General features: G+C 29.8%; 12 protein-coding genes and 1 pseudogene. 5 read left to right on the forward strand and 8 right to left on the reverse strand.

The window, feature by feature from the left end; genetic code table 11:
- The first annotated feature begins 6 nt into the window (after positions 1-6).
- The 4 genes from KMP11_RS06180 (at position 7) to nox (ending at position 4169) form a co-directional block, all read left to right on the forward strand.
- Positions 7-270: a DUF2087 domain-containing protein gene (locus KMP11_RS06180; RefSeq protein ID WP_216279741.1), complete on the forward strand. Its 264-nt coding sequence runs from the start codon at positions 7-9 to the stop codon at positions 268-270.
- A gap of 336 nt (positions 271-606) precedes the next feature.
- Entirely contained in the window at positions 607-951 is a 345-nt protein-coding gene (gene rplS, locus KMP11_RS06185) for a 50S ribosomal protein L19 (RefSeq protein WP_215757000.1), read from the forward strand.
- Between the two features lie 256 nt (positions 952-1207).
- Positions 1208-2368 carry a CD0519/CD1768 family membrane protein gene (locus KMP11_RS06190; protein WP_215756999.1) on the forward strand — a complete coding sequence of 387 codons (1161 nt, stop codon included), beginning with the start codon at positions 1208-1210 and terminating at the stop codon, positions 2366-2368.
- Positions 2369-2825: 457 nt separating this feature from the next.
- Positions 2826-4169: a H2O-forming NADH oxidase gene (gene nox / locus KMP11_RS06195; RefSeq protein ID WP_216279742.1), complete on the forward strand. Its 1344-nt coding sequence runs from the start codon at positions 2826-2828 to the stop codon at positions 4167-4169.
- A gap of 103 nt (positions 4170-4272) precedes the next feature.
- On the opposite strand, the gene KMP11_RS06200 is transcribed toward nox, so the two are convergent.
- The 4 genes and pseudogenes from KMP11_RS06200 to KMP11_RS06210 form a co-directional block, all read right to left on the reverse strand.
- The gene (locus KMP11_RS06200) at positions 4273-5565 is read right to left on the reverse strand and encodes a restriction endonuclease subunit S (RefSeq protein WP_216279743.1); all 1293 of its coding nucleotides are present in this window, start codon (positions 5563-5565) and stop codon (positions 4273-4275) included.
- The gene (locus tag KMP11_RS06205; RefSeq protein WP_253195947.1) at positions 5562-6254 is read right to left on the reverse strand and encodes a hypothetical protein; all 693 of its coding nucleotides are present in this window, start codon (positions 6252-6254) and stop codon (positions 5562-5564) included. The genes KMP11_RS06200 and KMP11_RS06205 overlap by 4 nt, the downstream gene beginning before the upstream one ends.
- A 39-nt stretch (positions 6255-6293) precedes the next feature.
- A pseudogene (locus KMP11_RS07960) lies at positions 6294-6404 on the reverse strand (N-6 DNA methylase); the annotation flags it as partial.
- Positions 6380-7612, reverse strand: coding sequence for a type I restriction-modification system subunit M (locus tag KMP11_RS06210; protein WP_216279744.1), 1233 nt, complete (start codon positions 7610-7612; stop codon positions 6380-6382). The pseudogene KMP11_RS07960 and the gene KMP11_RS06210, both read right to left, overlap by 25 nt.
- A gap of 362 nt (positions 7613-7974) precedes the next feature.
- Here KMP11_RS06210 and KMP11_RS06215 point away from each other — a divergent pair, with 362 nt between their 5' ends.
- Positions 7975-8637, forward strand: a complete 663-nt coding sequence (locus KMP11_RS06215; protein WP_216279745.1) for a TIGR01906 family membrane protein — start codon at positions 7975-7977, stop codon at positions 8635-8637.
- A gap of 235 nt (positions 8638-8872) precedes the next feature.
- On the opposite strand, the gene KMP11_RS06220 is transcribed toward KMP11_RS06215, so the two are convergent.
- The 4 genes from KMP11_RS06220 to KMP11_RS06235 all read right to left on the reverse strand — a co-directional run bounded on the left by KMP11_RS06220 (position 8873) and on the right by KMP11_RS06235 (position 14612).
- A complete protein-coding gene (locus tag KMP11_RS06220) occupies positions 8873-10546 on the reverse strand; it encodes a site-specific DNA-methyltransferase (protein ID WP_216279746.1) in 1674 nt (557 codons plus the stop codon).
- A 152-nt stretch (positions 10547-10698) separates the two neighbouring features.
- Positions 10699-13182 (reverse strand): hypothetical protein, encoded by a 2484-nt coding sequence (locus tag KMP11_RS06225; RefSeq protein ID WP_216279747.1) that lies wholly within the window; start codon positions 13180-13182, stop codon positions 10699-10701.
- Positions 13183-13196: 14 nt separating this feature from the next.
- Positions 13197-13802, reverse strand: a complete 606-nt coding sequence (gene ytpR, locus KMP11_RS06230; RefSeq protein WP_216279748.1) for a YtpR family tRNA-binding protein — start codon at positions 13800-13802, stop codon at positions 13197-13199.
- 9 nt (positions 13803-13811) lie between these two features.
- Positions 13812-14612, reverse strand: a complete 801-nt coding sequence (locus KMP11_RS06235; RefSeq protein WP_216279749.1) for a DUF1444 family protein — start codon at positions 14610-14612, stop codon at positions 13812-13814.
- Between the last annotated feature and the right edge of the window lie 121 nt (positions 14613-14733).

Raw genomic sequence — 14733 nt, forward strand, 5'->3', positions numbered from 1 at the left:
AGTCAAATGGAAGAGATAAAAATAAAATATTTTAAAGATAAAAAACTAACAACAATACCTAAAAAAGAAAAAAATAAAATTTTAGTATTAGAAATAATAAAAGACTTTTTAAAAAATAAGCAGGAAACCTTTACAGAAAAAGAATTAAATGAAGCCATAAAAGAAATTTATCCAGACTACTCTCTAATTAGAAGATACCTAATAGATTATAAAATGATGGTTAGGGATAATTATGGTAAAAACTATTCATTTAATGATGCTGAAAATTAATATAAAAGATAGTAATTAAATTATAAATTTTTGTTTGAAATTATAGATTATAATTTTTTATTATCTTGATTTTCTATAAGAATAAAAAACTATTAAAAAATATTTTACCTGAAAATTTTTAAAAAATATTTTGAAATAAAAAATTATTTAATTTATTTTTTTATTTACTATACACTTTAAAAAAGAAAAATTTTAATAAATATTCTTAAAAAATATAAAAAGCTATTGTAATAACTTCTTAAAAGTGTTATAATTTTAAAGATGCTATGGCATTAATTACGATGTTCCTCTGTTGACAAGAGTTAATAACGAGCATTTTGTAAAAAGGAGAAAACAATGAACAAATTAATCGCAGAGATTACAAAATCACAATTAAGAACTGACATTCCTCAGTTTAAAGCAGGAGATACTGTAAGAGTACATGTTAGAATTATCGAAGGTGGACGTGAACGTATCCAACAATTTGAAGGTGTTGTAGTTAAACGTCGTGGCGGTGGAATATCTGCTACATACACTGTGCGTAAAATTTCTAACGGTGTTGGGGTTGAAAGAACATTCCCAGTTCACACACCAAAAGTAGAAAGAATTGAAGTAGTACGTAAAGGTAGAGTTAGACGTGCTAAATTGTATTACTTACGTAACCTACGTGGTAAAGCAGCTCGTATTAAAGAAGTACGTTAATAATAAAAAGGATATATCTTAGATATATCCTTTTTTTAATAAATAAAAATAAATTAAAACAAAAGTTGCTTTACAATTCCAAAAAGAAGATTAATTTAAGCAATAAAAATCATGCTTTTTAAGTGTGCCGTAATTTGAAAATGATTTAAAAATAATACAATTAATTTATTGTTCTATAAAAATTGCAATTTGTTTTATTTGTGATATAATAAGTAATAATTTCTCTAATAATGCATTCAAAAAGGGGGATATTGAAATGTCAAAGATTATAAAAGTCAAGAAAAAGAAAGCTATAAGCACCGAAACATTTGTATTTATTGGGCTTATAGTTGTAATATTTGCTGGTATGAGCTATGTAATGGGTCTAGGAAATATGTTCAAAAGTATGATGGCAACAGCTCATGACTTACTACTAAATACCGTATTTTACATCATGGCCATGGCCGTAGTAACAGGAGCATTAAGTATGCTACTATCAGAATTTGGGGTAATAGCTCTCATAAATAAATTATTCGCACCACTCATGAAACCACTTTGGGGACTGCCTGGTGCCAGTGTAACAGGAGCAATAGCAACCTATTTATCAGATAATCCTGCTATTATTCCTTTTGCAAAAGATAAAAAATTCACAGTATTTTTTAAAAAGTATCAAGTGCCAGCCTTATGTAACTTAGGAACAACATTTGGAATGGGGCTTATAGTTACAGTCTTTATGGCAACACAAGGTCCAGGTTTTTGGGGTCCTGCTCTAATAGGGGACTTGGGAGCAATCTTAGGAAGTATTGTCAGTGTACGCTTGATGTTAATTCAAACTAAAAAATATTATGGAGAGGAAGCGGAAGAAGCATTTATTGATGAAGTAGTAGAAGCTAATGAAGACCCTGCTAATTATCGTGAAGTCCGTGAAGGAAATATTTTTCAACGTGTTCTTGACACCCTTTTAGAAGGTGGTAGGTTAGGAGTGGAGCTGGGACTTGCAATTATTCCTGGTGTCCTTATAATTTGTACCATGGTTATGATGCTAACTTTTGGTCCAGGTAAAACTGGTTATACAGGTGCGGCTTATGAGGGGATTAAACTCTTACCCTGGATAGGAGATAAAATTTCATTTATTGTAGAGCCACTTTTCGGTTTCCAAAGTGCAGAAGCTATCGCCTTTCCAATAACTTCCCTTGGAGCCGTAGGTGGAGCTATGTCATTAGTACCTGGTCTCTTAGAAAGAGGCTTAATAGGCGGTAACGAAATAGCAGTATTTACAGCAATGGGTATGTGCTGGAGTGGATACTTAAGTACGCATATCGGTATGATGGACGCATTAGGAGCAAGAAAATTATCTTCTAAAGCAATAATTTCACATACAATAGGCGGTCTTGTGGCAGGTGTCTTGGCCCACTTTATGTATATAGCCTTCTTTTAAATATAAATTTCAAAACCTTAGGACAAGTTCCCAGGGTTTATTTTTATTTTTAGATTCAGATTATTTAGTTTTAATAAATATTGCATTAAAAATTTTTATTTTTATAAAATTATATTTAGAAGTATTTTAAGAAAAAATCAAATGCTCAACACACTGATTTTATAGAATTAAATTTTTAGTAAGATAATTAATAAAAAAATCTTATTAAAATTTTTACTTTAATATTTTACTAAATAGATAAATTTACTGTTAAAATAAATTCTGAAGCATTATATCATATCAGAATATTTAATTTTAATAAGAATAATATTTAATTTTTTAAAAAATATTTAATTCATATAAAATTTTTAAATTAAAATAATAACTCAAATTAAGGTTTATTTTTAAGCTTTTTCTGTTTACTTTTTATATTTTTTTTATTATAATTATAATTATAACTTATAGGAGGATTATAACAATGGCAAAAATTGTAGTTGTTGGAGCTAATCACGCTGGAACAGCGTGTATCAATACAATATTAGGTAATTACGGAAAAGAAAATGAAGTGGTTGTTTTTGATAAAAATAACAATATTTCATTCTTAGGATGCGGTATGGCATTATGGATTGGTAAGCAAATTGCCGGGGCTGATGGATTATTCTATTCTAATAAAGAAACATTAGAAGCAGCTGGTGCTAAAGTAAATATGGAAGCCGACGTGCAAAGTATTGATTATGACAAAAAAGAAGTCCATGTTGTATTAAAAGACGGAAGAAAACATGTAGAAGGCTATGACAAATTAATATTGGCTACTGGTTCTAAACCAATAATACCCCCAATCAAAGGTGTAGAATTAGAAAATGTTCAATTTGTAAAATTATTCCAAAATGCTCAAGAAGTAATTGATAAATTGGAAAATCCTGAAATTCAACGTGTTGCAGTAGTTGGTGCTGGATATATTGGGGTAGAGTTAGCTGAAGCCTTTGAAAGAATTGGCAAAGAGGTTGTCTTAGTTGACGTTGCAGAAACTTGCTTGTCTGGTTACTACGACAAAGACTTAACAGAGTTAATGAATAAAAATTTATCTGACCACAACATTAAATTAGCATTCGGACAAACAGTAACTGAAATTCAAGGAAATGGAAAAGTAGAAAGATTGGTTACTGATAAAGAAAGTTTTGATGTGGATATGGTAATTCTAGCAGTAGGATTTAGACCGAATAATGAATTAGGAAAAGATAAGTTAGAATTATTTAGAAATGGTGCTTATGTTATAAATCGCCATCAAGAAACTAGCGTAAAAGATGTCTATGCTATAGGAGATTGTGCCACAGTTTATGACAACTCATTAGGAGATGATGCGATTAACTACATCGCTTTAGCATCAAATGCTGTGCGTTCAGGGCTTGTAGCAGCCCACAATGTATGTGGTAAGCCACTGGAAACAATCGGAATACAAGGTTCAAATGGTATCTGCATCTACGACTTAAAAATGGTATCAACTGGATTAACACTAGAAAAAGCTCTAAGAGCTGGATATGATGCAGTAGTTACAGAATTTTCTGACTTGCAAAAACCCGACTTTATTGAACATGATAACCACGATGTAACTATTAAAATAGTTTATGATAAAAATACAAGAGTCGTCTTGGGTTGTCAAATTGCAAGTAAAGAAGATATGTCAATGGGTATCCACATGTTCTCTCTTGCCATTCAAGAAAAAGTTACAATTGAGCGTTTAGCCCTATTAGATATCTTCTTCTTACCACACTTCAACAAACCCTACAACTACATTACAATGGCAGCCCTAACTGCTAAATAATTTTTAAATTATTAGTAAAGAAGTGCAACCTAAAATTTTAGGTTGCACTTCTTATTTTGTGTATATATTAATTTATCAGTATTTTTATTTGATATACTAATAATCAACTTTCCCTCCTATATTTCTCTGGTATTTCTATTTCTCTTACATCCATTTTACCAGTAACAACATCAGATATTAAACTTTGTTTTAGTTGCTCAAGGTAGGTGATTTGGGTTTCAGTACATCTTTTCATATCAATTAGCTTATCTTGTATTCCATCTAATTTTGATACTATGTTTTCTTGTATTGATAAGTCAGGAAATACTACAGATGTTTGTTTTAAAATTTGTTGAGTTATACTATATACTTTAATCCCATTTACTGCTTTTCTTATTTGTGTTCTCCATAAATCGCTTTCTAATTGATAAGCTAAAAATCTGCTATTGAATTTTATTTTTGGTTTACATACAATAGTATGATATCCTGCATATACTTCACTCTCTAACCATTCTAAAAAAGTGAAATTCCCACTTCCTATTAAATCTTCTGATGTATCAGCAAAAATGAAATCCCCCTTAGAAAGATTCGCAAATTCTGTTATAGTTATTCCTTCTACATTTGAAAGACCTTTTAACAATTTATCTTTAGAACTAAAAGAAAACTTTAATTTGCCATGTATCTCCCCATAATTAATACATCTATACCCATATTCTCCTAAGTTCTCTTTAGTTATGCCTAAACCCTTACCAAAACTAAAAATATATTTTAATCGTTTTTTTTCACCAATAATATTATCAAATATATTATTTAATATTTTTCTATATAACTCCCCCAATCTCTCAACTTTCCTCTTCTCCAGCCCCACCAACCTATCAATTTCACCTATCTTCCAATCAAGAAAGTTAGCTATTTGGCTTTGTTCAGATAGGGGGGGAGTTAAAGTAACATAATTTAATAAAGTTTCATTTGTTAGTGTCCATCTATTATCTTTAGACACTCCTTTACCTACTGATTGTAAAGCTAATGAAGTGTATTGTGCTTTAAACCAATAATCATAATATTTTTTATTTAATTTAACTTTATTTCTTAAATTTATATATGCTGGGCTAATAACTCCCTCTATATAAGAAATATTACAATTAGCCCCACTGTATAAATCCATTGGATTTAAAAGTAAATCTCCTTTTTCAACTTTATTGTAATTTGAATAATCAACAGCTATTTGTCCTTTATTATTTGAAATATCCCTTACCTTTACCTTATCCCTTGCTAATGATAAAATAACTGGATTTTCTTTAGTTGATAAATCTTTACTGATATAAAATAATCTTTTAATTTTTTCTGTTCCCCAATGCTCTGGTACTTCTCTTAACCAGGGCAAATTTACTTGCTTATACTTTTTATATCTTTTCATCTAATCCCCTCCAAGATAGATGAAAGTAATCCCTTAGTATTCTTTTCTATTTCTTCAATATCTTTAATAATTTCATCAATATTTCTTAATTCTTTAGGCTTATAAAAATACTTAGTAAAACTTATTTCATAGCCTATTTGTTTTGATTTCATATCAAAAAAGGCATCTTTCTTATATGGCAGTATTTCATTTTCAAGATAGGCTTCAATCCCCCCTTCATAATTAAGGGGAATTATTTCACTATCTTTCAGCTCTTTATTACTTTCTGGATTTCCCTTACTATCAAGGACTATTTCACCATCTTCACTTACCTGTGTCAATAAATCACGAATAAGCCTTTTAGCCTTTGCTGGCAACTTAAGTTTAGAACTTTTAACTTCTTCTTCTACTAATTGCATAAAGTTGTTAAAGCTAGAACTTTCTATTTCTAATACTTTTACTACAATTTCATATAAGGACTTGTCAAAATCTTTTAAGCTATTTAGGGCTTCATCACTAACAAGCATTTTAAGTCTTAATGGCACAAGTACATCTATGGCAATATGACCAAAGTCCTTATTATCAAAGACAAGGCTTTTTTCCTTATCAGCCTTATCAAAATCCAGATAAAGTTTAACTATTTCTTTTCTAATATCTCCTGGAATTTCACAATTTTTACTTCCAAGATTTTTTCTTAAGGCTTCTTTCATATTTCTTGCATCAATTAGCTGGACTTTGCCCTTTCTCCTATCTTCTTTTTTATTGGATAAAATCCAAAGATATGTTCCGATACCCGTATTGTAGAAAAGATTTTCTGGTAATGCGACTATAGCTTCTAGTAAGTCTTGTTCAAAAAATATCTTCTTAAATTACTTGCCCCCTGTCCTGCCCTTCCTGTAAATAAGGAAGAACCGTTGTGAACTTCTACAATCCTACTTCCAAGCCTGGTTTCTGTTTTCATCTTACTAATATTATTGGCTAAAAATAACATTTGGGGGTCTCCTATATCAGGCAGGAATGAAAAACTTGGATTTTCATCATAGTTAATAACAAATCTACTGTCTATTATTTCTTCTTTTTTATTAACTCCGTATGTTTTTAAGTCTGACCTCCAGGCAGTCCCAAAGGGGGGATTAGATAGCATAAAGTCAAAAGTTTCTCCTGCAAACCTATCTTGTGATATTGTAGAACCGAATCGGATATTATCAGCCTGTATACCCTCACCCTTTACCAGCATATCCGCCTTGGCAATGGCATAGGTTTCATCAGAGTTTTCCTGACCGAATAAGTTTATATTAACATTTTTGTCTATCTTCCTAGCAAGTTCTAATATTCTTTGTTCTCCCACTGTCAGCATACCACCAGTACCTGCTGCCCCGTCGTATATTCTATAGGATGTTGAGTCGATTTTATCTTGAATAGGGATAAAGGCTAAGTCGGCAATAAGTTCTACTATATCTCTTGGTGTAAAGTGTCTTCCAGCATCTGTTACATTGGTTTCTTCATTGAACATTCTTATTACTTCTTCAAATAGGGTTCCCATGGAATGATTGTCTAGGGCTTCAATTTTTACTGTGCCGTCTTCATTTAAAACGGGTTTGTTGTTAAAGTTGTATTTTGGATCTACAAATTTTTCTATGAGCATGCCCAGCCTATCTTGCTGAGATAATCTTTCAATTTCATTTCTTATATGAAATTTGTCAATGATTACTTGAACATTTGATGAAAAGCCATCTAAGTAGGCTATAAAGTCGTCTTTGAGTGTTTTGCTTCTGCTAACTCCTTTTAGGTCTTTTAGGGTGAAGTCTGCCTTGTTTACAAAGTTTTGTCCTGCAACTTGAAATAGGGCTGCATCCATATTGTCTTTTACGCCTAAGTTAATTAGTTCTTTTTTCTTTTTTATTACTTCTTCGTGTTTTTCTTCTAAGACTGCGTCTAGTCTTCTTATTACAAACATAGGTAGTATTATCTTTCGGTAATCTCCTAGGTCGTATACATCTACTAAACAGTCATTTGCTATCCCCCAAATAAATGATTTTAGGGCGTTGTAGCTTGTATTACTTAACATATGTTTTCCTCTACTTTCTTTATGTTTTTAAATTTTGGCATTGTAAAATTTACTTTTAATTATACTATAAATAGCTTAAATAGGCTATGTTATTCTCTGCTGAACTTACTATAATTTTTTAGCTGGGCAAGTAAATTTTTAAGTTTAAAAATAAAATCCCCTGAAATTTATTCAGGGGATTTTTGATAGATGGGTTTCATAAAAGTATTGTCTGCAAGGCTTAGTAGCTTGTGTTTTTTGGCAAGTTTTACAAGAATAGTTAAGCCTTTTTAATAGATTTCTATATTTCCTAAAATTAATATAAAAAAATTTATTTTGTAGTAAAAATTTGCTATTATATAGTTACAATCCAGGAGGTGTTTATGAAAAATTTTATAAAAAATTTGCTTGTTCTTCTTCAATTATTTTCTTTATTCCTAGCCAGTATTTTATTTTTTATTTTAAAAATTTCATTTTACTTTCCTATCTACAAAAGTTTTTATTTGAAAAATAATTTAGCTCATAAGCTTGGTGTCAGTAATGAGCAATTATTAAATTATACTGAAAATCTTTTTGCCTATTTAAAAAATAATACAAGCCTTGATAGTAGCTGGTTTACTAATAAGGATATTCTCCACATGGTCGATGTGAGAAATCTTTACTTAATCAGTAGCAAGATTATGTATCTACTATTTTTTATATTTATAATTTTGACAATAAGCAATATATTTATTTTTAAAAAAAATTATTTAAAAATTATTAGTAAATTATTTAATAGGCTGCTAGCAATTTTTATGCTACTTATTTTTAGCCTAGCTCTATACATAAGTATAAATTTTACTAAATTTTGGATAAGTTTCCATGAAATTTTATTTAGCAATGACCTATGGCTACTAGACCCTGCCGAGTCAAATCTAATAAAAATGTTTCCAGAAAATTTTTTCTTTTTCCTAGTTGCAAGTATAGTAATTAGCCTAATAATTTATTTTGTATTACTCATAATTTTAAAGAAAATTCTTAGTAAAAAATATGCCAATAAATTATAGTGCAATTTAATATTTGTAAACAAAAAGGAGCTAGAAGATTTTATAGTCTTCTAGCTTTTTTTTAGTAATACTTATTTTATATTGCATATTAAGATTTTAATTAAGTTTTCTATGTATTCTTTTCTTAATCTGTTAGGTTCGATTTTTGTCGCCTAATTCCCCTGCTTGCCCTGTTTCTTCGATCTCTTTTCTTAGAACTTAATTTATGCTTGAAAGTTTTTAAGTTTTAATCCAATCATATCTCTCCAACCTCCTTAAGTTCACTTCTGTAGTAATATTCTGGAATTTCTGTTATGCTTATCTTTTTTTCGTCTAATATTCTTTGATGGCTTCTTGATAAGAAGATACCCGATGAAATAAATAGTTTTCCATATTCTTTTATAGTATTAACTATTTCATCAAGTTTATCTTCATCATCTAAAATAATATATTTTTTATTGTCTATTTCAATATGATGTTCAAGTTCAATTAGTTCTTTAATATGTTCTAGCATTTTTTCAGAGATGGTTTTTTCATCTTCATCACTTTCATATTTAGCAATAAATTCTGTTTTAAAGTATTTTAAGTTATGGGGTAAGTCTTCTTGAATATTTTTTAATCTTTGGTAGGTTACTTCCTCGCAAATATTATTTTCATTATTGGTGCAAAGAATATATTTACGATTTCCTCCGTCTTCTTTATTTAGTTGCATTACTGCATGCCCCGTTGTGCCAGAACCTGCGAAAAAGTCGAGGATGGTTGCATTAATGAATTCTTTTTTAATAAAACTTATTAAATATTTTATTAGTGATGTTGGCTTAGAATAGTTAAATACATCTTCTAATTCCAAATTAAGTAACTTAGATAACTCATCACTTGCATCTTCATTTGTACCAACCCCATTATCAGAATTTATCAGACTTGATGGAGTTTTAAATTTTTCATCTTGATTATGTCGTAATACATTAAATCCAAATTTAGAAGATAACTCTACAAATGTTCCTTGATTTAATTCGTTATCTAAAAAATCTTGCGTCCACACAAACCGACCATTCACTAACAACTCACTTATAACAATACTATCTTTTACTATAAAATCATTTAAAAATTCAACTCCTGTGTTACCACTAGTATATTTTCCCTTTTTGTATTCACCATCTTTTAACTTTGTTTTTATGGTGTATTTAGAAAATTTAAGCATTTTTAATGAATTAGTTCTTTTTACAATAGGTTGCATTTTATTAGAATACGCATCTTCTCCAAAAAATTTTATTCTTTCATTAGAGGTATAACATAGTACATATTCTGTCATTTTTCTAATTTTTTTATTAAGAAAAGAACCTTTTTTCTTTCTGACCCAAATAAAGTGTCCTACATAATTTTCTTCCCCAAACACCTCATCACAAAGTAATTTTAGTTGTGCTTGTTCATTATCATCAATAGAGATGAAAATAACACCCTCATCACTTAAAAGCTCTCTGGCAATTTCAAGTCTTTGTTGCATAAAGGATAGCCATTTGCTATGTGAATAACCGTCTGTTTTATCAACAAAGCTGTCGTTATAAATGAAGTCTTTATTCCCAGTATTATAAGGTGGATCGATATAGATAACATCAATTTTACCCTTGTGTGTTTTTTCAAGAAGTTTTAGGGAGTGGAGATTGTCCCCCTCTAATAAAAAATTGTAAACTTCATTTTCTTTTGCTGTGATTTTTCTATTCTCATCTTCACAGAATAGGGGTATGTTGTGTTCTAACATTTCATCTACTTTTTCTGTGTGTTTTTCCCAGACTAGACCGTATTTTTTCTCGTTAAGTGCTGTTTCAATTTGACCCAAAGCTCTTAAACTATCATCATCTTGATGTTCCCCTTTTAGTTTATTTAAAAAGTCTAGCATTTTCTGTCTTTTTTGTTGTGATATGTTTGCCATGGTTTTTCCTTTCTGTCTTTTTTCTTATTGTATCATAAAATAGAATTTTATTGAATTTTCCAAATAAAAAACACCAAATTTGGTGTTTTTTTATTTTTTAGCCTTGTTTAGTATTTTTCTTTACTGCTTCCTATTTGTTATTGATATACTTTTTATTCTTCTTTAGCTTTTGTTCTTCTAGTTCTTCTGACTTTTGGTTTTGCCTTTGTTGCCCTACTACTAACGTCAATATTCCAAACCGTTTCTTCTTGAGATGCTATTTCTTTAAAGTATTTTGAAGCCTCTCTTCTTTTTTTTCTTTCTAGGTTGTAGCTTGTGTTCTGCGGAATGTTAGTTCCATGTACGGCTGATACAAATTGGGTTGGCTTATACTTGCTTGCCGTAGCATCAGCCTTTAATTTTGCAAAATCGGTTGTTTTTTTCGAACTTGCACTCGGCATTTTTATATGAGAATATTTTTCAAATATGGCATCTAGTTTGCGGATATTCCCCTCTATCTGTTCCTTGCTAACAGGTCTATAACCCCTATCCCTAGTTCTATACTCACCAGCAATTATAGCATTTCTGCCATCAATATGTAGATCCATATCTTCTGTATATAGTTTTGTCCTATTTTTTCTTGAATTTTCTTTGTCGCCATTTATTTTTTGAATGTCAACTATTTGTTTTTTAGGTTCTCTTTTTACTTCTTTTTTAGCACCTCGACTAATAAGTATATTTTCTTTTGCCGGTGAAGTTTCTTTTATAAATTCATCTATATTTAAACTTATTTTTCTTCTGGCTCTTTCTGTGTTGACTTCTTTATTAAGTGTTTCAATATTTGTGTTTTCTGTTTCACTTTCAATTTTATTTTGAATAGTTAGTGCTTCTATTTCTTCTGGGTCTAAATTATAATCGCTGTAGCCTGATAATTTATCATCTTCTTCTGGCTCTTGTTTCAAGTCGTCATAAGCTTCAAATTTATATTCACTTTCTCTTGCTACTTGCTCGATAGAAATTTCTTCTTCAAATTCTGCAGCTAACTGTGCTTTAAATTCATTTTCTTCTTTTAGTATTTCCAGATTTTTTTCTAATTTTCTTATTTCTTCATTTTCTTCTTTGTCTTTTTTCTTTTCAACAAGTTTTGTTTCTAAAATCAATTCATCTAAGGCCGTTTTATTGTCCTTGTCAGCAACTAAGTCTTCTGAACTTTTCTCCTTGTGAACATCTTGCCTAAATTTTTCTACTTCTTCAGCAACTTCTTCGTCTACTCTAGTGTCAACTATCTTTTTAGCCGCTCTTTCTATATCCGTTTCAAACAAGTCGTCCCTACCGTCAAGAATATCATCAATACTTGTGTATTTTAATTTATCACGGCGTTCTTTTTCCGAGTCGCATTCTTCAACAACTATTGTATAGTCCTTGTTGTCAGTTGAGGCTAGTTGTTCTTGTTTTTTAATTTCATTTATTGCACTATCAATATTATCACTTTCTACTTTTAGGTGATTTTGGGCTAATGATTTCTTGTCTTCTTTTCTATTAAGTTGATTAAAGTCCTTATTTAGTCTTGCTATTTCTTCTAAATTTTTTGACTTGTGTTCTGATTTTTCTTCTTCTTTTTCTATTTCAAAATCCTGCTTTTGTTCAAAGGTTTCTTTGGTAAATCTGTCTTTATTTTCCTCGAGTATTACATCTTTTTCTAAATTATCAATTTCATGCTCTTGTAATATACGACGTACCTTTACAGAGGCTAGGGTTGGATGTTCTCTTATAACTTCTCTTTTTGAAAATAGGTCAACATCTTTAACGTCATTTGAAGTTATACCCATAGATTTTAATTTTTCTTGGATGGCTTCATTTGAAATTTTTTCTTGTGAAAATTCTTTTTCTTCTACCCTATCCAATTCTTCAAAGAGGTCAAAGTCCTCATCTTCATCATCAAGTTCTTCAACATCTTTTTTAGAAATTGTCATTTTTGTCATGAGTTTAGAAAATTTACTTTCTTTTTTGCTACTTACTTCTTCTGCTTTGTCTTCTTCTAAAAGTTCTGTGTCATCATCTTTTTTTAGGCCGTACTGGGTAAAGGCGGATAATTTAGCCTTAAAATAGCCAATAATAGATTTCTTTTTAGGTTCTTCTAAAATTTCTTCATCTTCAAAATCATCAAATAGGTCATCTTCATAGCCTTCATAACTATCTTGTAAATCTAGTTTTGAGTAGTCTATATCCGTTTTTTCTGATGTTTCTTGCTGCTTTTTTACTTCTTTAACTTCATCTAGTTTAGGAGAATTTTCAGCAGGAGAATTTTCTATTTCTTCCTTGGCTACTTGCTCTTTCTTTTGACGTTCAAAATAAGTTTTATAGTCTTCTGGCTTATCCTCTGCCCTAGCTTTTACCTTGTCTTCTTTTGGTGTTAAGAATAGATTTACAAATTTTGCAAGAAGCCCCTCTGGCTCTTCTTTTTTTTCTATTTCTTTTTTATCTTCTTCTATATTTTCATTTTCTTCTGTTTTATTTTCTTCTGAAATATCTTCTACTTGACCAGAAATTTCAAAATCTTCATCAGATTTTTCAATATCTTCTGTTATTTCAATATTTTTATTTTCTTCATGTTCTTTTTCGTCATTTTCTAAAAAAAACTTTTTCCATTTTACCATACTTTCACCGCCACTTATAAATTCAATTCTTTAAATTTTCTTCCTACTTCTATATTGTCATCAAGAAGCAGTATTCCTTTGACACTCTCTTCATAAGGTAAGCCTAGTTCACGTTTAGAACAAAGCATGCCATTTGATTCAACGCCTCTAAGTTTTGATTTTTTTATTAATAAACCACTCGGCATCATGGCACCTGTAGTCGCAACGACAACTTTTTGCCCGACAGCGACATTACTAGCACCGCAAACTATTTGTAAGACTTGGTCTTCGGAAATTTTTACGCTACTTACAGACAATTTATCTGCGTCTGGGTGTTTTTCTTTTGTTAGCACCTGCCCCACAACAAAAAATTCATCATTGTTGGCCTCTAGGTCAATTTTTATTCCGTTTTTTTCTAAACGTGTCTGTAATTTTTCTTTTTGGTCTTCTGTCAAATCTATATTGCCGCTTCCTGTCAAATTTAAGTTTTCAACATTAAAAATATTCAAACCGACCAAACTATTATTTTCATCACGAATTAAGACCATATTTTTCTTGTTTTCGTAAAATACTTGCTCCGAATTTTTAATTGTTACTAATAGTGTTTGCCCCAACATTTCCTTATTATAAAAAAATAACATTTTCTTCTCCTATTCTACAAATATAAATAAACTTTCTAAATTTTTTCCGTCATATTTAAAAGTAATTGTTGTGATTGGTACACGGCCTTCTGTAAAAAAGTCTACCATCATTTTTTGCAAGATTTCTAAACCTTTTTTATTTTTAATATGGGCTATAATTAGGCTGTCTTGATGGGGCAATCCGATATAAAAATCACCACCGATTTTTTGATAAAAATAATTTAAAACTTTCTCATCAAGTAGCCTTGAACCGTCATAGCCGTCCTTAGAATTTAAAAAATAAAAAATATTATCTGCCACAATATCCGTATTGTAATTAAGTGGTAATTTTACCAAATTAGCCCTGGCACTTTCTTCAAGTTCCTTTGATGATATGACAAATTTTTTTAACAAGTCTTTTGTTAAAATCTTATAGCTATCCTCAAAATCCAAAGAATAAAAAATTTTGCTTTCGTTGGTATGCTCTTTTGTATAAAAATCTTGCTTACTATTTTTGCCAAAACTTCTAGCCCTAAGTACAGGATAAACTCTGCTGAGAATTTCTTTTTTAGTTAGACCTTTTTCATCAAACTGACTTTGTAAAATTAAATTTTTCTTGATAGTTAATAAAAAATCATTGAGTTTTCTATCACTATTTTCTGTTTGCTCATTATCTAGTCTTAACAAAAAATTTTCTATATTTACTTTTGCCTTGTAACCCTTAAAATCTAAAATATAGTAATTATTATCATTTTGCTTGCTGACAAAAATTTCTAATTCGGGCAAATCTTCTTTTAGTTTTCCTATTACAAAATCTACAGTATAGAACATATAATCTCCAAATCATACTTATTCAGTATTTATTATAACAAAAAAAATAAAAACTAGCTATTTCAAAAGTTAAATTTAACAGAAAATTAATATAATTACTCACTTTTACTTAATTAAATTT

Source organism: Gemella sp. zg-570 (assembly GCF_018866345.1).
Taxonomy (GTDB): Bacteria; Bacillota; Bacilli; order Staphylococcales; family Gemellaceae; genus Gemelliphila.

Bases quoted from the DNA above. Each gene is read 5' to 3' on its own strand.
- KMP11_RS06225 (WP_216279747.1), bottom strand. From the start codon at position 13,182: ATGGTAAAATGGAAAAAGTTTTTTTTAGAAAATGACGAAAAAGAACAT.
- KMP11_RS06190 (WP_215756999.1), top strand. From the start codon at position 1,208: ATGTCAAAGATTATAAAAGTCAAGAAAAAGAAAGCTATAAGCACCGAA.
- KMP11_RS06210 (WP_216279744.1), bottom strand. From the start codon at position 7,612: ATGTTAAGTAATACAAGCTACAACGCCCTAAAATCATTTATTTGGGGG.
- KMP11_RS06180 (WP_216279741.1), top strand. From the start codon at position 7: ATGGAAGAGATAAAAATAAAATATTTTAAAGATAAAAAACTAACAACA.
- KMP11_RS06235 (WP_216279749.1), bottom strand. From the start codon at position 14,612: ATGTTCTATACTGTAGATTTTGTAATAGGAAAACTAAAAGAAGATTTG.
- ytpR (WP_216279748.1), bottom strand. From the start codon at position 13,802: ATGTTATTTTTTTATAATAAGGAAATGTTGGGGCAAACACTATTAGTA.
- KMP11_RS06220 (WP_216279746.1), bottom strand. From the start codon at position 10,546: ATGGCAAACATATCACAACAAAAAAGACAGAAAATGCTAGACTTTTTA.
- KMP11_RS06215 (WP_216279745.1), top strand. From the start codon at position 7,975: ATGAAAAATTTTATAAAAAATTTGCTTGTTCTTCTTCAATTATTTTCT.
- rplS (WP_215757000.1), top strand. From the start codon at position 607: ATGAACAAATTAATCGCAGAGATTACAAAATCACAATTAAGAACTGAC.
- nox (WP_216279742.1), top strand. From the start codon at position 2,826: ATGGCAAAAATTGTAGTTGTTGGAGCTAATCACGCTGGAACAGCGTGT.
- KMP11_RS06200 (WP_216279743.1), bottom strand. From the start codon at position 5,565: ATGAAAAGATATAAAAAGTATAAGCAAGTAAATTTGCCCTGGTTAAGA.
- KMP11_RS06205 (WP_253195947.1), bottom strand. From the start codon at position 6,254: ATGAAAGAAGCCTTAAGAAAAAATCTTGGAAGTAAAAATTGTGAAATT.